Annotated in this window: 14 protein-coding genes; 5 read left to right on the top strand and 9 right to left on the bottom strand. The window is 59.4% G+C overall.

Annotated features, from left to right (window positions below; translation table 11 throughout):
* Window positions 1-7: 7 nt before the first annotated feature.
* The 4 genes from pheA to mtnA form a co-directional block, all read right to left on the bottom strand.
* Window positions 8-1,102, bottom strand: coding sequence for a prephenate dehydratase (pheA, locus tag ALO80_RS15475; protein ID WP_055009622.1), 1,095 nt, complete (start codon window positions 1,100-1,102; stop codon window positions 8-10).
* Window positions 1,102-2,187, bottom strand: a complete 1,086-nt coding sequence (serC, locus tag ALO80_RS15470; protein WP_055009621.1) for a 3-phosphoserine/phosphohydroxythreonine transaminase — start codon at window positions 2,185-2,187, stop codon at window positions 1,102-1,104. The genes pheA and serC overlap by 1 nt, the downstream gene beginning before the upstream one ends.
* A gap of 204 nt (window positions 2,188-2,391) precedes the next feature.
* Window positions 2,392-5,172, bottom strand: coding sequence for a DNA gyrase subunit A (gyrA, locus tag ALO80_RS15465; protein ID WP_055009620.1), 2,781 nt, complete (start codon window positions 5,170-5,172; stop codon window positions 2,392-2,394).
* A gap of 302 nt (window positions 5,173-5,474) precedes the next feature.
* Window positions 5,475-6,551 (bottom strand): S-methyl-5-thioribose-1-phosphate isomerase, encoded by a 1,077-nt coding sequence (gene mtnA, locus ALO80_RS15460; RefSeq protein ID WP_055009619.1) that lies wholly within the window; start codon window positions 6,549-6,551, stop codon window positions 5,475-5,477.
* Window positions 6,552-6,671: 120 nt separating this feature from the next.
* Here mtnA and ALO80_RS15455 point away from each other — a divergent pair, with 120 nt between their 5' ends.
* The 5 genes from ALO80_RS15455 (at window position 6,672) to ALO80_RS15435 (ending at window position 11,354) form a co-directional block, all read left to right on the top strand.
* Window positions 6,672-8,003 carry a TRZ/ATZ family hydrolase gene (locus ALO80_RS15455; protein ID WP_054987881.1) on the top strand — a complete coding sequence of 444 codons (1,332 nt, stop codon included), beginning with the start codon at window positions 6,672-6,674 and terminating at the stop codon, window positions 8,001-8,003.
* An 84-nt stretch (window positions 8,004-8,087) separates the two neighbouring features.
* Window positions 8,088-8,786 carry a bifunctional 2-polyprenyl-6-hydroxyphenol methylase/3-demethylubiquinol 3-O-methyltransferase UbiG gene (gene ubiG, locus ALO80_RS15450; RefSeq protein WP_002554570.1) on the top strand — a complete coding sequence of 233 codons (699 nt, stop codon included), beginning with the start codon at window positions 8,088-8,090 and terminating at the stop codon, window positions 8,784-8,786.
* Between the two features lie 3 nt (window positions 8,787-8,789).
* Window positions 8,790-9,461 carry an N-acetylmuramic acid 6-phosphate phosphatase MupP gene (gene mupP / locus ALO80_RS15445; RefSeq protein ID WP_055009618.1) on the top strand — a complete coding sequence of 224 codons (672 nt, stop codon included), beginning with the start codon at window positions 8,790-8,792 and terminating at the stop codon, window positions 9,459-9,461.
* Window positions 9,462-9,473: 12 nt separating this feature from the next.
* Window positions 9,474-10,214 carry a YciK family oxidoreductase gene (locus tag ALO80_RS15440; protein ID WP_055009617.1) on the top strand — a complete coding sequence of 247 codons (741 nt, stop codon included), beginning with the start codon at window positions 9,474-9,476 and terminating at the stop codon, window positions 10,212-10,214.
* Window positions 10,215-10,427: 213 nt separating this feature from the next.
* On the top strand, window positions 10,428-11,354 hold the full coding sequence (locus ALO80_RS15435) for a GGDEF domain-containing protein (RefSeq protein WP_054987877.1): 927 nt from the start codon (window positions 10,428-10,430) through the stop codon (window positions 11,352-11,354).
* Window positions 11,355-11,383: 29 nt separating this feature from the next.
* On the opposite strand, the gene ALO80_RS15430 is transcribed toward ALO80_RS15435, so the two are convergent.
* The 5 genes from ALO80_RS15430 to trhO form a co-directional block, all read right to left on the bottom strand.
* A complete protein-coding gene (locus ALO80_RS15430; protein ID WP_055009616.1) occupies window positions 11,384-12,169 on the bottom strand; it encodes a TenA family transcriptional regulator in 786 nt (261 codons plus the stop codon).
* A 27-nt stretch (window positions 12,170-12,196) separates the two neighbouring features.
* Window positions 12,197-14,659, bottom strand: coding sequence for an EAL domain-containing protein (locus ALO80_RS15425; protein ID WP_055009615.1), 2,463 nt, complete (start codon window positions 14,657-14,659; stop codon window positions 12,197-12,199).
* A 123-nt stretch (window positions 14,660-14,782) separates the two neighbouring features.
* The gene (locus ALO80_RS15420) at window positions 14,783-16,609 is read right to left on the bottom strand and encodes an ABC transporter ATP-binding protein (protein ID WP_055009614.1); all 1,827 of its coding nucleotides are present in this window, start codon (window positions 16,607-16,609) and stop codon (window positions 14,783-14,785) included.
* Window positions 16,602-17,234, bottom strand: a complete 633-nt coding sequence (locus ALO80_RS15415; protein WP_054987873.1) for a DsbA family protein — start codon at window positions 17,232-17,234, stop codon at window positions 16,602-16,604. Before ALO80_RS15415 ends, ALO80_RS15420 begins: the two co-directional genes overlap by 8 nt.
* Before the next feature lie 3 nt (window positions 17,235-17,237).
* Entirely contained in the window at window positions 17,238-18,176 is a 939-nt protein-coding gene (gene trhO / locus ALO80_RS15410) for an oxygen-dependent tRNA uridine(34) hydroxylase TrhO (protein ID WP_055009655.1), read from the bottom strand.
* Between the last annotated feature and the right edge of the window lie 70 nt (window positions 18,177-18,246).

Raw genomic sequence — 18,246 nt, 5'->3', positions numbered from 1 at the left:
CACGCCCTCAGAGAACCGCTTTCGGGTAGGAGCCCAACACCTTCAAGGCAACCGCTTCGCTGCTGATCTTTTCCAGCACGGCCTTGACCAGCGGGTCCTGATGGTGCCCGACGAAGTCAATGAAGAACACATAGGTCCACTTGCCACTGCGCGAAGGCCGGGTTTCGATTCGCGTCAGGTCAAGGCCGTTTTCGTGAAAGGGCACCAGCAGCTCATGCAGAGCGCCCGGTTTGTTGCTCATCGAAACAATGATCGAGGTCTTGTCATCACCGGTCGGCGGGACTTCCTGATTACCGATGATGAGAAAGCGTGTGGAGTTGTCGGGACGATCTTCGATCTTTTCCGCCAGACGGGTCAGGCCGTACAGACCTGCCGCCATATCGCCAGCGATAGCCGCCGAGTTCCACTCCCCCTTGACCCGTTTGGCGGCTTCGGCGTTGCTGGCTACCGCCACTCGTTCGACATTCGGGTAATGGGCATCCAGCCATTTACGGCACTGGGCCAGTGACTGGGCATGGGAATAGATACGCGTGATACTTTCGGTCTTGGTGCTTTCGCCCACCAGCAGATGGTGGTGAATGCGCAGTTCGACTTCGCCGCAGATCACCATGTCGTGTTCAAGAAAGCTGTCGAGGGTGTGATTGACCGCGCCTTCGGTGGAGTTTTCCACCGGAACCACGCCGAAATTCACGGCACCGGCGACCACTTCGCGAAACACTTCGTCAATTGCAGCCATCGGCAGACTGATCACTGCGTGCCCGAAATGCTTCATCGCGGCGGCCTGGGTGAACGTCCCCTCAGGGCCAAGATAGGCGACCTTGAGCGGCTGCTCCAGCGCGAGACAGGAAGACATGATTTCGCGGAACAGACGCGCCATTTCTTCGTTGCTCAACGGTCCGCGATTGCGGTCCATGACTCGCCTGAGCACAGCAGCTTCCCGCTCTGGGCGATAGAACACAGGCGCTTCGCCTTCTGCCAGTGAGGACATCTTCACCCTGGCCACTTCCTGGGCACAGCGAGCTCGCTCACTGATCAGTTCCAGGACCTTCTCATCGAGGCTGTCGATACGGACGCGAAGCGCCTTGAGTTCTTGCTCGGACATCAGCCGTGCTCCTTCTCGAAGTCTTTCATGTAGGCCACCAGCGCGTTGACCGCGTTGATATCGACCGCGTTGTAGATGGACGCGCGCATACCGCCCACCGAGCGATGGCCTTTGAGGTTGAGCAGCCCATTTGCATCGGCACCGGCCAGGAACGGCTTGTCGAGGCGATCATCCGCCAGACGGAACGGCACGTTCATCCACGAGCGATCAGGCTTGTTGATCGGGTTGCTGTACAGCTCGCTGGCGTCGATAAAGTCATACAGCGTGCGCTGCTTGATATCGTTAAGCTTGCCGATCGCCTCGACACCGCCCTGCTCCTTGAGCCATTCGAAGACCAGCCCGGACAGGTACCAGGCCAGGGTCGGCGGCGTGTTGTACATCGAGCCATTGTCGGCCGCGACCTTGTAGTCGAGCATGGTCGGGCACAGCGAGCGCGCGCGACCCAGCAGGTCTTCGCGAATGATCACCACCACGATGCCGCTGGGGCCGATGTTCTTCTGGGCACCGGCGTAGATCATGCCGAAACGCGAGATATCCACTGGACGCGAGAGGATGTCCGACGACATGTCGGCAACCAGCGGCACGTCGCCGGCGTCCGGAATCCAGTTGAACTCCAGGCCGCCAATGGTTTCGTTTGGCGCGTAGTGGACGTAAGCCGCGTCCTTGGACAGCTTCCACTCGTTCTGGCCGGGAATGGCAAAGTAATCGTAGGCCTTGGCGCTGGCCGCGACGTTGATTGCGCCGTAACGCGACGCCTCGTCGATAGCCTTCTGCGACCAGATCCCGGTATCGATGTAATCGGCCTTGCCGTTTTCCGGCAGCAGGTTCAGTGCAATCTGAGCAAACTGCTGGCTCGCGCCCCCTTGCAGGAACAGCACTTTGTAATTCGAGGGGATGGACAGCAGATCGCGCAGATCCTGCTCGGCCTTGGTGGCAATGGAGACGAACTCATCACTGCGGTGGCTCATTTCCATGACGGAAAGGCCTTTGCCGTGCCAGTCGAGGAGTTCCGCCTGGGCACGCAGCAGAACAGCTTCAGGAAGCGCAGCAGGACCTGCGCAGAAGTTAAAGGCTCGCTTGCTCATATCCACTCTCGTCAAATACGTTGGGTCTGTACGCGCTTGTTTCGGGTTGCTTGCCACGAGCAGACAGCCGCCGCAGCGACCGATAGCTCCTTGCGGGAATTCTGATCCGGCTGCAGGGCTGGCCGAATGCCGCAAGGGCTGGACTTGCCTGGAATGCAGATGCATGCACAGACGAGCCAGCCCTTACCTGATTTACGTTATCGCTCAGTTCTGTGGTTCGTCTTCGTCTGACGCAGCATCCGCCTGCAGGTCTTCACCTGCATCGTCCACTTCGGTGACATCGACGATGACGCCATCAACGATCTCCTCACCCTCGAGCTCTTCGCCTTCGACTTCCGACGGCTCCTGAACGCGCTCGAGGCCAACCAGCTTCTCGTCGCTGGCCAGCTTGATCAGGGTGACGCCCTGAGTGTTACGCCCAAGACTGGAGACCTCGCCGACGCGGGTACGAACCAGCGTGCCCTGGTCGGAAATCAGCATGATTTCCTCGCCATCGAGCACCTGAACCGCGCCGACCAGACGACCGTTACGCTCGTTGCTGACCATGGCGATGACGCCCTGGCCACCGCGCTTGTACTCGGGGAACTCGGAAATGGCCGTACGCTTGCCGTAGCCGCGTTCGGAAGCGGTCAGGATCTGACTGCCCTCTTCCGGGATCAGCATCGAAATCAGCTTCTGCCCTTCTGGCAGACGCATGCCGCGAACACCGCGAGCGGTACGACCCATAGCGCGTACGTCGGATTCCTTGAAGCGTGTCACCTTGCCACCGTCGGAGAACAGCATGATCTCCTGCTCGCCATCGGTAATGGCCGCAGAGATCAGGATGTCACCTTCGTCCAGCTCGAGGGCGATGAGGCCCGAGCTGCGCTGACGGCTGAATGCAACCAGCGGGGTCTTCTTGACAGTACCGTTGGCGGTGGACATGAAGATGAACGGAGCTTTCTTCTTGTCGGCGGCCTTGATACGGGCCTTGCGCTCTTCTTCGGTCTCGCTGCTGTTTTCCGCGTCGTCCAGCTCGCCTTCCAGAGCCTCGCCTTCTTCATCGGCACGCTTGCGCATGGCTTCGAGGTCGACCGGCAGCATGGTGGTGATGTATTCGCCGTCGCTCAACGGCAACAGGTTGACCAACGGACGACCACGGGCAGCGCGGGACGCTTCCGGAATCTCGTAGGTCTTGAGCCAGTAGACCTTGCCCTTGCTGGAGAACATCAGCTGCGTGGTGTGGCTGTTGGCGACCAGCAGGTGAGCGATGTAGTCCTCATCCTTGATGCCGGTGGCCGACTTGCCCTTGCCGCCACGGCGCTGAGCCTGATAGACCGCCAGTGGCTGAGTCTTGGCATAACCGCCATGAGAGATGGTGACCACACGCTCTTCCTCGGTGATCAGGTCACCCAGGGTCAGGTCCAGACGTGCATCGAGAATTTCGGTACGACGGGCATCGCCGTATTCGGAGCGGATCAGTTCCAGCTCTTCGCGGATCACTTCCATCAGCCGCGTTGCGCTGTTCAGGATGCGGATCAGCTCGCCGATCTGATTGAGAATTTCCTGGTACTCGCCCAGCAGTTTCTCGTGCTCCAGACCGGTCAGGCGATGCAGACGCAGTTCCAGAATGGCCTGAGCCTGTTCCGGCGACAGGAAATACTTGCCTTCACGCAGACCGTATTGCGGATCGAGGTTCTCGGGGCGGCATGAATCGGCACCGGCCCGCTCGACCATTTCGACCACTGCGCTCGACTCCCAAGGCGTCTTGATCAACGCTTCCTTGGCTTCGGCAGGTGTCGGAGAGGCTTTGATGAGGGCGATGACCGGATCGATGTTGGACAACGCAACGGCCTGACCTTCAAGGATATGGCCACGCTCGCGTGCCTTGCGCAGCTCGAACACGGTACGACGGGTAACCACTTCACGACGGTGACGAACGAAGGCTTCCAGCAGGTCCTTGAGGTTCAGGATGCGTGGACGACCGTCAATCAGGGCAACGATGTTGATACCAAAAACGCTTTGCAGCTGGGTCTGGGCGTAAAGGTTGTTGAGAACAACCTCGGGCACTTCGCCACGTCGCAGCTCGATGACCACACGCATACCGTCCTTGTCGGACTCGTCGCGCAGCTCGGTGATGCCTTCGAGTTTCTTTTCCTTGACCAGCTCGGCGATTTTCTCGATCAGACGCGCCTTGTTAAGCTGGTAAGGCAGTTCGGTGATGACGATCTGCTGGCGACCACCGACCTTGTCGATGTCTTCGACGATGGAGCGGGCACGCATGTAAATGCGCCCACGCCCCGTGCGATAGGCTTCTATGATGCCCGCGCGACCGTTGATGATCGCCGCAGTCGGGAAATCCGGGCCCGGGATGTATTGCATCAGTTCGTCGACCGTCAACTCGGGGTTGTCGATCAGCGCCAGGCAGCCGTCAATGACTTCACCGAGGTTGTGCGGCGGAATGTTGGTCGCCATGCCCACGGCAATACCGCTGGAACCGTTGACCAGCAGATTGGGAATACGGGTCGGCATGACCGCAGGGATCATCTCGGTGCCGTCATAGTTCGGCACCCAGTCCACGGTTTCCTTGTGCAGGTCGGCCAGCAGCTCGTGAGCCAGCTTGGTCATGCGCACTTCGGTGTATCGCATGGCCGCAGCGTTGTCACCGTCGACGGAACCGAAGTTACCCTGGCCGTCTACCAGCAGGTAACGCAGCGAGAATGGCTGAGCCATACGAACAATGGTGTCGTAAACAGCCGTATCGCCGTGCGGGTGATACTTACCGATCACGTCACCAACCACACGGGCGGATTTCTTGTACGGCTTGTTCCAGTCGTTACCCAGCTCGCTCATTGCGAACAACACGCGCCGGTGCACGGGCTTCAAGCCATCGCGTGCATCGGGCAGTGCCCGACCGACGATTACGCTCATCGCGTAGTCGAGGTAGGACTGCTTCAGCTCGTCTTCGATATTGACCGGGAGGATTTCTTTGGCCAGTTCGCCCATGAGAAGCCTGATTCCTTTTTCTGGTGAAACCTCGCAAACCCATTCGGGGTATACGAAGCTCGCCGCTGCCAGCATTTGCAGGCAGCGACTTACGACAAATCAACGAGTTATGCCATGAATCTATGCAGTGTGGGCGGCTACAACCAGTGCCCCCGATAACCGCCGGATATTACCACAATCGCCGAGGCGCTCACATCCTTTGCAGGCGCTGAAAACGAGCCATCTACGCACAGGACGCCTGAGAGACGCTTACAGGCCCGCCCAGCCGCATTGCACAGCGGCGTCAGGCAGGCCGTGCAGCATCAGTGAAGGTGCTTGCGGCTCATCAATTGAGCCATGCGGGCGGTATCAGGACGCTCGACGATGCCCTTTTCGGTCACGATGGCATCGATCAGGTCCGCCGGTGTTACATCGAACACCGGATTGAAGGCCTCGACCTCGGCACCGACCCGCTGACCGCCCACTTCGAGCAGTTCGCGACCGTCGCGCTCTTCAATGATGATGTCATCGCCGCTGGCCATCTCCATGTCGATGGTCGAACTCGGTGCCACCACCATGAAGCGCACGCCATGATGCATGGCGGCCACGGCAAGCTGATACGTGCCGATCTTGTTCGCCACATCGCCATTTGCGGTGATGCGGTCAGCCCCGACGATGACCCAGGTGATGCCTTTGGTACGCATGAGATGCGCGGCGGCAGAGTCTGCGTTCAAGGTCACCGGGATGCCTTCATTGGCCAGCTCCCATGCGGTGAGCCGCGACCCTTGCAGCCAGGGCCGCGTTTCATCGGCGTAGACCCGCTCGATCATGCCTTCCAGATGCGCGGCACGAATCACGCCCAGCGCAGTGCCGAAGCCGCCGGTGGCCAGCGCTCCGGTATTGCAGTGAGTGAGCACCGTCTGCAGGTTGCCTTGATGCCTGCGGATCAGGTCGGCCCCCAGTTGCGCCATGGTCAGATTGGCCTCGCGATCACTCAGGTGAATCGCCACGGCTTCAGCCTCGAGGGCTGCAAGCGGATCGTCGCCGTCCTTCACGCGCATCAGACGATCACGCATCCGGTTCAGCGCCCAGAACAGGTTCACGGCTGTCGGCCGCGAATCGGCGAGCAATTGCAGATCCTCTTCCAGTGCCGGATACCAGTCTGCACCTTCGGCAATCCGCGCACGCGCACCCAGCACCGCACCATAGGCGGCGCTGATACCGATAGCCGGTGCGCCGCGCACCACCATCGTGCGAATCGCTTCGGCGACTCCCTCGGCAGTGGTATAGCGGTGCCAGACTTCCTCGAACGGCAGTACCCGCTGGTCCAGCAGGTACAGAGCGTCGTCTCGCCAATCGATGGCCTTAACCTTCTCCGCAGCCAACAGTCGATCGCGCATCGCCAACTCCATCTTGAACATCGGAAACCCAGCATCAAAAGCCGCTGATTATAGCGAGCCGCCTGCGAAGACGCTCGGGTATACTTCGCCATCAACGTAATAAACGATGGAAACCTTCTCATGCCGAACGCCACAGCACCGCTCGACCTTTTGCTCCTGCCCGCCTGGCTGGTGCCGGTCGAGCCCGCAGGCGTCGTGCTCCAGGACCACGGCATCGGTATCCGCGACGGCTGTATTGTCTATATAGGCCCACGGGCCGAAGCTCTCCGACAAAACGCCGCGCAGGTGCAGGAGTTGCCCGGCATGCTGCTCAGCCCCGGCCTGATCAACGCTCACGGCCATGCGGCGATGACGCTGTTTCGCGGGCTGGCCGACGACCTGCCACTGATGACCTGGCTGCAGGACCACATCTGGCCCGCCGAAGGCAAGTGGGTCAATGAAGACTTCGTACGCGACGGCACCGATCTGGCCATCGCCGAGCAGCTCAAAGGCGGCATCACCTGCTTTTCGGACATGTATTTCTATCCGAAGGTGGCTGCCGAGCGCGTCCACGCCAGCGGCATGCGCGCACAGATCACCGTGCCGGTACTGGACTTTCCGATTCCAGGTGCTCACACCACCGATGAAGCACTGCACAACGGCATCGAGCTGTTCAACGATCTTGCTCATCATCCACGCATCAAGATCGCCTTCGGCCCGCACGCACCCTACACCGTAGGTGATGAGAACCTCGAAAAGGTCCGGGTGATCGCCGACGAACTGGACGCCATGATTCAGATGCACGTCCACGAGACCGCATTTGAAGTCGAACAGGCTGTCGAACAGCGTCAGGAGCGCCCTCTTGCCCGACTGAACCGCCTGGGCATGCTGGGTCCGCGCTTTCAGGCTGTACATATGACGCAGATTAGCGATGACGACCTGACCCTGCTGGTGGAAAGCAATACCAGCGTGATTCATTGCCCTGAATCCAACCTCAAGCTGGCCAGCGGCTTCTGCCCGGTCGAACGATTGTGGCAGGCCGGTGTGAACGTTGCAGTGGGTACCGACGGCGCGGCCAGCAATAACGACCTGGACCTGCTTGGAGAAACCCGCACCGCTGCGTTGCTGGCCAAGGCTGTCGCCGGCTCTGCCACGGCGCTGGATGCGCACCGCGCGCTGCGCATGGCAACCCTCAATGGTGCCCGTGCACTGGGCATTCAGGCCGAGACTGGCTCGCTGGAGATCGGCAAGGCTGCGGACATGGTCGCTTTCGACCTGTCGGGTCTGGCCCAGCAACCGATTTATGACCCGGTATCGCAGCTTATATATGCCACTGGCCGCGATTGCGTAAGCCATGTCTGGGTGGCCGGCAAGCAATTGCTCGACGCTCGCCAGCTGACCCGCATGGACGAACACGCTTTGCGAGACACCGCGATCGCGTGGGGCCAGCGTATTTCCGGTAAAGCCGAATAATTCGATTCGGACCGAACACATGCCGGTCAGGCTTATCTATAAGCCTGACTGATGAAAAGAATTTTGAGTTCAAGAGGGACACCCATGAGCAACGTCGACCGCGCAGAAATCGCCAAATTCGAGGCCCTGGCCCATCGCTGGTGGGACCGCGAAAGCGAATTCAAGCCGCTGCATGACATCAATCCGCTGCGCGTCAACTGGATTGACGAGCGCGTTGGTCTGGCAGGCAAAAAAGTGCTGGACGTCGGTTGCGGCGGCGGCATTCTCAGCGAAGCGATGGCCCTGCGCGGCGCAACGGTGACCGGTATAGACATGGGCGAAGCGCCACTGGCAGTGGCGCAACTGCATCAGCTCGAATCAGGCGTCAGCGTCGAATATCGGCAGATTACCGCCGAGGACATGGCCGAAGAAATGCCCGAGCAGTTCGATGTCGTGACATGCCTGGAAATGCTTGAGCACGTACCGGATCCGTCTTCGGTAATCCGCGCCTGCTACCGCATGGTCAAGCCCGGTGGCCAGGTGTTTTTCTCGACCATCAACCGCAACCCGAAAGCTTATCTGTTCGCCGTGGTCGGTGCCGAATACATCCTCAACCTGCTGCCGCGCGGGACCCACGACTTCAAGAAATTCATCCGTCCCTCCGAACTGGGTGCGTGGAGCCGTGACGCAGGCTTGCAGGTAAAGGACATCATCGGCCTGACCTACAACCCGCTGACCAAGCATTACAAGCTGGCTTCCGACGTCGACGTCAACTACATGATCCAGACCCTGCGAGAGGCGTGATACATGCGTTTGAGAGCAGTTTTATTCGACATGGACGGTACCCTGCTCGACACCGCCCCGGACTTCATCGCCATTGCTCAGGCGATGCTGGCCGACCGCGGTCTCCCGCCCGTACCGGACAAACTGATACGCGACGAAATTTCAGGGGGTGCCAGGGCGATGGTGGCAGCCACGTTCTCGCTGTCGCCTGAGGCACCGCAATTCGAAGCGTTACGCCTGGAGTTTCTGGAGCGCTATCAGCGTGACTGTGCCGTCCACAGCAGGCTGTTCGACGGCATGGGCGAGTTGCTGGCCGACATCGAGAAGGCTGGCCTGATCTGGGGCGTGGTGACCAACAAGCCAGTGCGATTCGCTCAGCCGATCATGGAACAGCTCGGACTGGCCGAACGTTCGGCTGTACTGATCTGTCCGGACCACGTCACCCACAGCAAGCCCCACCCCGAGCCAATGATTCTGGCTTGCAGGATGCTCGACCTCGACCCGGCCAGCGTCCTGTTCGTGGGCGACGATCTGCGCGACATCGAGTCCGGGCGGGATGCAGGCACCAGGACCGCAGCCGTGCGTTACGGTTACATTCACCCTGACGACAACCCCGCCCACTGGGGTGCCGACGTGGTGGTCGACCATCCGCTGGAACTGCGCAAGGTGCTGGATAATGCACTGTGCAGCTGTTAAACGAGGTTCTACATGTTTGATTACTCTGCGCCCCCGGAACTGCTAAAGGGCCGGATCATTCTGGTCACTGGCGCTGCGCGCGGCATCGGCGCGGCAGCCGCAAAGACCTACGCAGCCCACGGCGCGACCGTTTTGCTGCTGGGCAGGACAGAAGCCAGCCTCGCGCCGATTCACGATGAAATCAGGATGGCGGGACTGCCGCAACCAATGGTCATACCGTTCGATCTGGAAAGCGCCGAGCCGGAGCAATACCACGCGCTGGCGGCCATGATCGAAAGCACATTCGACCACCTTGACGGCCTGCTGCACAACGCCTCGATCATCGGCCCGCGTACGCCGCTGGAAAACCTGTCCGGTGCGGACTTCATGCAGGTCATGCACATCAACGTCAACGCGACCTTCATGCTCACCCAGGCGCTGCTGCCGCTGCTTCAGCGCTCGACAGATGCATCGGTGGCCTTCACTTCCAGCAGCGTCGGACGCAAAGGCCGCGCGCAATGGGGTGCGTACGGGGTGTCGAAATTTGCTACCGAAGGCCTGATGCAAACCCTGGCCGACGAGCTTGAAGGTGTTGCCAATGTACGGGCCAACAGCATCAATCCAGGCGCTACCCGCACCAGCATGCGTGCGCAGGCCTACCCTGACGAAAACCCGCAGAACAACCCGGCTCCCGAAGACATCATGCCGGTTTATCTGTACCTGATGGGGCCGGACAGCAAAGGCATCAATGGGCAGGCGCTGAATGCCCGCTAACCGAAAATGACAGGCGTTGCCGTGACGAAAAACCGTCACGGCAGCCATTTTTTGCTCCGTTTTAAGTCAAGGAATTGCCGATCCAGCCTTACTGTCAGAGAGATGGCGTCAGCTAAACCACTGATTTTAATAAGTCTGGGCAAAAATGAACCGAATGGCACCACATCCCCTCTAACCCAGCCAAGCCAGCAATATGTGCTGAGGAGCGAAGAGATGAATTTTCCTACCCAGACCCATGCAATCGATTTCGATACGGCTGAACTGCAACGCCTGGGTTTTCGAAATCGACCCGACGCCATACTTCCACCCCCGTCACTGCCCGAGCTGGTTTACCAGCTTGGGCGACAATTGCAGACCAGCCTGGAAGCCGAGCGGATACTGACCCTTTTCTTTCAGGGGGTGCAGCGGTTCCTGCCATTGAGCGGCCTGGTCTATCGGCACGCCGAAAGCGACCTGAATCTGCGTTTGGGCGAGATGTCATCCGACAGCGCCACCTTTCATCTGCGCCATGAAGGTAAATGCATCGGCGAGCTGGAGTTTCAGGGCGCGAGGCCATTTGATCCCCGTCAGCTGAGCGACCTGGAATCCCTGCTGGTCTGCCTCGTCTATCCGCTGCTGAATGCGCTGCTGTATCGCATCGCCACTCAGACTGCGCTGCGTGACCCACTGACCAGTACCGGCAACCGTATCGCGATGGATCAGGGTCTGGCCCGCGAGATAGAGATATCACGCCGCCACAAGCAGCCGTTGTCACTGCTGATGCTGGATATCGATCACTTCAAGAAAGTGAACGATGAATACGGCCATCACACGGGCGATGATGTACTGAAAACCGTCGCGCAAAGCCTGAAAGCGCAATTGCGCAACATCGATCGCGTGTTCCGCTATGGTGGCGAGGAGTTTGTAGTGATTCTCTCCAACACCGGTTCCAATTCGGCCGAGCTGATTGGCGAACGTCTACGCCAGGCCGTGCGAAATCTTGAGTTTCGCGAACTTGACCCGGCGCTGACCATGACCGTCAGCCTGGGGTGCTCGACACTGCTGCCCGCGGAAACTGCCGACAGCCTGTTGCGCCGTGCCGACAACGCCCTGTATGTCGCCAAGCGCGAAGGCCGTAATCGTCTTGCCATGGCCAGCTAGCACTTTTTCCTGCCTTTTTCGCCCAGCCCCTACACTTCCAGCGCGGCAACACGCCCACGCGCAGGCTTGACCTTTTCCAGCTGCATGCAGCGCTCAAGGAACAGGAACATGTAGTCGTAACTTTTGTTAACGGCCTGACGCAGTTCGGCCTGCAATTGCGGGCTTGGTTTATTCCCCACCAGTGTGCAAATAATCTCGAGCGCTTCCCAAGGGTGCGCGTCGTCATACTGTGCATGCATCTTGAGCCACTTCATGGCCTTTTTGCGGGACGCTTCGGGGAATGCCTCGGCATAGACACCATTGGAACAGACCACTGCCGACCACTCACCCGTAGCCCCTTCAATGGCATAGTTGGTGGCAGCCATTGCGACCGCCAGCGAATCAGAAGAACTGGTCTGCCAGCACCAATGGCTGAGTGCGTGCAGCTCGGGCGCAACCCGCTGATCGTGGAGATCTTCAAGTGTCACGTCGTGCGCCGCACACCAGTTGACCCAATAATCGGCATGATTGAGTTCCACGCGAATATTGCGCATCAGCCAGCGCCGCGCCATGTCTTCACCGGGATGGCGACCAAAACGGGTCTTGGTAAGGTTCTTGGCCATGTACACCGCAAACTGCTCGACAACCGGCCACCCGCCGATCAGGTAATGACGCATGATCTGCGGACTCAGTTTCGCGTCACGCATCTGCTGGTACAGCTCGTGCTCGACCACGCGTGCCTTTGCGGCGCTGCAATCCTTGATCAACTGCTGCGCCCAGGCGGGATAACTGCTGGCTTCCATGAGCGGACCGGTTCTCTCGAAAGTGTCGATCACTGGTATCTCCTTATAGGTTTCAACTGATTAACGTAGCGTTCCTGGCGCGCCGAACATCAGGGGGTCAGGCCGTACAGGCTGAATGTAAAGACTCTCGCACGTAAATAATTCAGGACGGGCAATCAGATACCCTTGTGCAAAATCCACGCCCATTTCCTGCAGCGCAGACTCTATCTGCGGTGTTTCAACGTACTCGGCAATAGTGCGCTTGCCCATTACATGACCGATGTTATTAATGACCTCGACCATTGCCTTGTTGATCGGATTATCGAGCATGTCCTTTACAAAACTGCCATCGATTTTCAGAAAATCCACTGGCAGGTGCTTGAGATAGGCAAAGGACGACATGCCCGAACAGAAGTCATCAAGGGAAAACTGACACCCCAGCCCCTTCAACTCATTGATGAAACGAATCGCGCTGTCCAGATCGGCAATGGCGCTGGTTTCAGTGATCTCGAAACAGATCATCCCGGGTGAAACGGCAAACGCCTGGAACTGCTGCTTCAGGTATTCGAGAAAGGTATCGTCTCCGATACTGGAGCCGGACAAATTTATAGCACATAGCGCTTGCGGCACCTGATGCCGGTCATCGCTCTGGCACTGGGCAATCACTTTGAACACATTGTGCACCACCCAGCGATCCAGTGTGGTCATCAGCCCGTAACGCTCAGCAGCCGGAATGAAGTTGTCCGGGACAACCATTCGTCCGGACTCATCACGAAGGCGCAGGAGGATCTCAATGTGCCGCACCTCATCGCCTTCGCCGCTGATCGAGGCGATTTCCTGTGCATAAAGACAAAAGCGATTTTCATCCATTGCCATGTGCAGCCGCTGTATCCAGGCCATCTCGCCAAACCGCATCGACAGGGTCAGATCGTCGACGCTATAGACCTGAACCCGGTTGCGCCCTCGCTCCTTGGCCATGTAACAGGCCATGTCTGCAGCAGACAGCGACCCTTCAAGGGTGGCGGGGATGTCGCCGAGATGCACCAGACCAATACTGACGGTAGTCATGAATGGCCGACCTTTCCACATGAAATGCAGGCGCTGCACGATCTCGCGCAACGCCTCGGCAATATCGAGCGCGATGCCGGCAGGGCAATCGACCAGTAACACACCGAACTCGTCCCCTCCCAGCCGGGCCAGCGTGTCTGCGTCGCGCAACCCCTGCGGGAGTGCCCGGCAAAGCTGACGCAGCAGCTCATCACCCGCCGCATGACCACCGGTGTCGTTGACCAGCTTGAATTGGTCCAGATCGAGAAACATCAGGCAATGGCTGCCCGTCCGACCGTCATCGCCATCCAGTACCCGCTGCAGCCGGTGCTCGAACTCACTGCGATTGACCAGCCCGGTCAGCGGATCATGGGCAGCCTGCCATGACAGATCAGCGATGTACTGAAGCTCCTGGGTCATGTCGTGCAACACCAGCACCGCACCACTGATCTCCCCTTCGGTATAAATCGGTGTACCGACCAGCGCCACCGAGACTGTACTGCCATCCAGCCGCTGGATGAGCTTGCTATTGGCGCTGCCGCCCTTGAGCTTGCCGGTGACGATCTGCTCGACCAGCGTCGAGCTGTCCTTCTGATCGTTTTCATCCAGCAGATTAAACAGCGCCGCCAGCGGCAGTCCGCTGGCCTGAGTGCTTTTCCAGTGCGTCAGGCCCTCGGCTGCCGGGTTCATGTAGACAATGGCACCGGCAACATCAATGGTGATCACTCCGTCGCCGATGGACTCAAGGGTGATCTGTGCGCGCTCTTTCTCCAGTTGCAGAGCATCGGCAAACACGCGTCGCTGGACGATCAGGCGACGCACTCGCAGCAGCGCCAGAAGGATCAGCACAACGGCGGTGACCAGATTGACCGCTATCAGCAGGTTAAGGATAAACCTTGACCCCTCGCCCAACGCATCGCTGAACGCGCGGGCCGCAGGCGTCACCCCTTCGTTGATGACGTTGATCTGCTCGCGCCATTGATCGACATCGGCAGCAGTCACGCCGCCCTGACCGACCCGCTCATGAATACGCCGGGCCAGGTCATTGAGCTGCATGAGGTAGCCATCACCCACCCCCCAGAAGTGAATAGCCTGTTTCATGAAGCTGAAGTTGTGGAAGTTCAAGTACATCCAGATGATGCCGTTCGTATCATCAGGGTGATTGCCACCCTGAATGATCGCGGCTCTGGCGTCCGACATGGACGGAATGGGCTGATCAAGCGCCTTGCGCAGGGCGTAACCACCCTGCGGGATAGAGAAGGCAGCTTGATACTTCAGATAGTCACGCTCGTCGTGCGTATTGGCGTACAGGCTCAGGTAGTGAATAGCGTCCTTTTGCCCCTTGGACCAGAGACTCTCGCCCGCCACATAGCTGCGCACCGCAGACATGGTGTAAAGGCTGACGCACCCCAGCAGTGCCTGAAACAGAGCGACAGCAATGAAAGGCCACACGATGCCCAACAGACGGGGCTTGGAGAAGGTCCATGATTGCTTCATGGGTTTCACGTCACCACATGCCTGAATAAACGCCTAGCGCAGAGACTAGGCTAAATTCGTGAATGATGGCAGGTGATTCTCCCGCAATTAAGCCAGCCTGTGCGTCGATCGGGGCAAGGCGCATCAGATTTGTTGCAAATGCCCGTACAGCTTGGCGTACAGACCTCCATCGGCAATCAGCTGTTGATGGCCGCCGTCTTCCACGATTCGCCCGCCATCGAACACCAGCACCCGGTCAGCCTGCTTCACGGCGGACAGGCGGTGGGCAATGATCAGCGTCGTGCGGCTGCGCAGAAAACGTGCGAGAGCCTGATGCAGGTTGTACTCGGTGGCCGCATCCAGCGCCGAGGTGGCCTCATCGAGGATGACCACTTTCGGATCGGACAACACCATGCGCGCGATGGCCATGCGCTGACGCTGCCCGCCGGACATTCTGACACCGGAACGCCCTACCACGCTGTCCAGCCCTTGCGGCAGATCGCGAATGGCTGATTCCAGTTGCGCGACCTCGAGCGCACGCCAGCACGCTTCATCGCTGCAGTCACGCCCCATGGTCAGGTTGGCGCGCACGGTGTCGTTGAACAAGGCCGGATGCTGGAGCACCACGGCAACATTCTCGCGCACGGTGTCCAGACCGATATCCTGCTGACTGACACCGCCGAAACGGATCACTCCGGTGCGGGCGGTGTAGAGGCCAAGCAGCAACTGCACCAACGTGCTCTTGCCACCACCACTGGCACCGACGATGGCGACTTTTTCACCCGCTGCAATGCTCAGGTTCAACTGGTCCAGGACCAGATCTTCGCCATAACCGAAACTCAGGCCGCGCACGTCGACGCCCACCGTTTCCTTACCTTCGAACGGGTCGGTGCCGCCGACGTACTGCGGCTCGTCGGCACGCGCCAGCAGCTCGTTGATGCGGGTCAGAGCACCGCCTGCCGCGTAGTAGGCATATTGCAGATTCAGCAATTGCTCCACTGGCGTCATCATGAACCACAGGTAGCTGAACACTGCGAGCATCTGCCCGATGGACAGGTCGGAGAACAGCACGGTGAGCATCGCTGCGGCGCGAAAGATATCGATGCCGAATTGAAACAACAACCCGCTGGCACGGCCCGAGGCGTCGCTTTTCCATTGCGAATTGATTGCATAATCACGCACTTCCTGTGCCCGCATGCCAAGACGGCCAAGGAAAAAGCCCTGTCGATTACCGGCCCTGACTTCCTGAATGGCGTCCAGCGTTTCGCTCAATGCCTGGGTAAAACGCGACGTGCTGTCATTTTCGAGCTTTTTGAGGTGCTTGACGCGCTTGCCCAGCTTCACCGTAAGCAGAATCACCAGCGGATTGAACAGCATGATCAACAGCGCCAGCTTCCAGTGCATCCACATCAGAATGCCCGCAGTGCCTGCCAGCGTCAGCGTGGCCACCAGCAGTCGGCTGAGGGTTTCGCCGACAAACTTGTCCAGCGTGTCCAGGTCGGTCACCAGATGCGTGGTCACGGTGCCGCTACCGAGGCTTTCGTATTCACGCAGGGAGATACGCTTGAGTCGTTCGATCAGGCGTAGCCGGATACGGTAGACGATGTCCTTGGCCAGACCGGCAAACAACCGCGCCTGCAGCACATTGAAAACCAGCGCCCCGACACGCAGCACCAGCGTCAGCAAGAGCATCAGGCCGATGTAGCCCGCCGCCTTTTGCAGGCCGTCGGGCAGCAAGTGGTTCATGACTTTCAGCGCCGCATCGCCACGCCCCAATAGCACCTCGTCGACCAGCAACGGGAGCAGCAACGGGATAGGCACGCTGCACAGCGTCGCCAGAACCGCGACACCATTGGCCAGCCACAAGGCTTTTTTATGACGCAGCGCGAGACGACGGATCTCGGCCCAGCTCAGCGCATCGCTACGTGTGGCTTGAGGCTGTCGGGCAGTCTCGGGCGATTCGTCACGCACTGGCTGCACGCTCCAGCCATCGTCCGAGCAGAGGCGAAAGGCTGCTCAATGGCTGGTAACCGTTGGTCAGCAGCGCCAACTGACCGTTGCGCTCGGCGAGCAGGGTCGGAAAGCCGGCGATGCCCAGATCCTGCGCCCAGGCGAAATCGGCTGCCGTGGCGGCTTGCCGCTCCGGACTCTCGAATTGATCGGCAAATGCCTGGCGCGACAGCCCCGTCTGCTCCGCCAGTTCAGCCAGCAGTGACGGGCGCGTCACGTCACGGCCCTCGCTGTAGAACGCCCGCTGGATGAGTCCGACCAGCTCCCAGGCGCGGTCCGGGTCCAGTTGCCGTGCCGCAGTGACAGCAAGGCAGGCTGGCGTGGTGTCGTAGACAAACCCTTCCGGCAGCGCCCCTTCGCGAAGAAACGGCTGACCGGTGGCCTCCTCGACCGCCTGCCAATGCTCAAGAATGTAACGACGCTTGGCAGGCTCCAGCGCAGCACCCTCAGAGCGCAGACCGCCCATGACCAGATGCAGCGGCACGCCTGCCGCCCGAGCCTGCTGCACCAACGCGTCGGCAACCGGAGCAAAGCCCCAGCACCAAGAGCACATCGGGTCCATGACATAGATCAGGCGGGCAGACATGGCTCAGGCCTCGGAGGGTAAACGATAGTTGCGACCGATCGGATGAGGCTGGTTACGTGCCTTGGCCAGCTCGATCTGCTTTTGCCGGTCGATGGCGCTGCGCCGAGTCTTCTCGCTCAGCGAATCCCAGCAATGCAGGCAGCTTACACCCGGCGAATAATGCTCGCTGGCACGGTCCTCGGCACTGATCGGCGTGCGGCAGGCATGACACTGATCGTAATCGCCTTCAGTCAGGTCATGGCGCACCGTGACCCGGTTGTCGAACACAAAGCATTCGCCGCGCCACTGACTTTCCTGCTCGGGAACCTCTTCCAGATACTTGAGAATCCCGCCCTTGAGGTGATACACCTCTTCGAAACCCTCGCCCAGCATATAGCTCGAAGCTTTTTCACAGCGAATGCCACCGGTACAGAACATCGCGACCTTTTTGTGCACGGCAGGGTCGAAATGCGCCTTGATGTATTCCGGAAACTCGCGAAAAGAGGTGGTTTTCGGATCGATGGCCCCCTCGAAGGTGCCAATCGACACTTCGTAGTCGTTACGGGTATCGATCAGCAGCACTTCAGGGTCGGTGATCAGGTCGTTCCAGTCTTTTGGCTCGACATAAGTACCCACGCTCTTGTTAGGGTCGACACCCTCCACGCCGAGGGTCACGATCTCTTTCTTGAGTTTGACCTTGGTGCGGTAGAACGGCTGCTCGTCGCAGTAGGATTCCTTATGGTCGATGTCGATCAGGCGCGGGTCGTTCTTCAGCCACGCCATAAGCCCGTCGATGCCTTCACGGCTGCCGGATACCGTGCCGTTGATGCCTTCATCGGCGATCAGCAGGGTGCCCTTGATGCCGTTGTCGACCATCGCCTGCAACAGCGGCTCGCGCAGTGCCACGTAGTCGCTCAGGGTAACGAACTTGTATAGCGCAGCCACGACGATCGGCTGAGTCATCGGCTCTTGAGTCATGTGTCTCTCCAGTGGCGACCCTCGCAAAGGGCCTACCGGGTATAAAATTGCGGAC

It is taken from the genome of Pseudomonas caricapapayae (assembly GCF_001400735.1).
Classification (GTDB): Bacteria; Pseudomonadota; Gammaproteobacteria; order Pseudomonadales; family Pseudomonadaceae; genus Aquipseudomonas; species Aquipseudomonas caricapapayae.
This window is presented reverse-complemented; position numbering and strand designations above follow the sequence as displayed.

Excerpts from the sequence above, each read along its gene's own strand:
- gyrA (WP_055009620.1), bottom strand. The coding sequence starts at position 5,172 with ATGGGCGAACTGGCCAAAGAAATCCTCCCGGTCAATATCGAAGACGAG.
- ALO80_RS15425 (WP_055009615.1), bottom strand. The coding sequence starts at position 14,659 with ATGAAGCAATCATGGACCTTCTCCAAGCCCCGTCTGTTGGGCATCGTG.
- mtnA (WP_055009619.1), bottom strand. The coding sequence starts at position 6,551 with ATGCGCGATCGACTGTTGGCTGCGGAGAAGGTTAAGGCCATCGATTGG.
- pheA (WP_055009622.1), bottom strand. The coding sequence starts at position 1,102 with ATGTCCGAGCAAGAACTCAAGGCGCTTCGCGTCCGTATCGACAGCCTC.
- mupP (WP_055009618.1), top strand. The coding sequence starts at position 8,790 with ATGCGTTTGAGAGCAGTTTTATTCGACATGGACGGTACCCTGCTCGAC.
- ALO80_RS15455 (WP_054987881.1), top strand. The coding sequence starts at position 6,672 with ATGCCGAACGCCACAGCACCGCTCGACCTTTTGCTCCTGCCCGCCTGG.
- ALO80_RS15435 (WP_054987877.1), top strand. The coding sequence starts at position 10,428 with ATGAATTTTCCTACCCAGACCCATGCAATCGATTTCGATACGGCTGAA.
- trhO (WP_055009655.1), bottom strand. The coding sequence starts at position 18,176 with ATGACTCAGCCGATCGTCGTGGCTGCGCTATACAAGTTCGTTACCCTG.
- serC (WP_055009621.1), bottom strand. The coding sequence starts at position 2,187 with ATGAGCAAGCGAGCCTTTAACTTCTGCGCAGGTCCTGCTGCGCTTCCT.
- ubiG (WP_002554570.1), top strand. The coding sequence starts at position 8,088 with ATGAGCAACGTCGACCGCGCAGAAATCGCCAAATTCGAGGCCCTGGCC.
- ALO80_RS15415 (WP_054987873.1), bottom strand. The coding sequence starts at position 17,234 with ATGTCTGCCCGCCTGATCTATGTCATGGACCCGATGTGCTCTTGGTGC.
- ALO80_RS15440 (WP_055009617.1), top strand. The coding sequence starts at position 9,474 with ATGTTTGATTACTCTGCGCCCCCGGAACTGCTAAAGGGCCGGATCATT.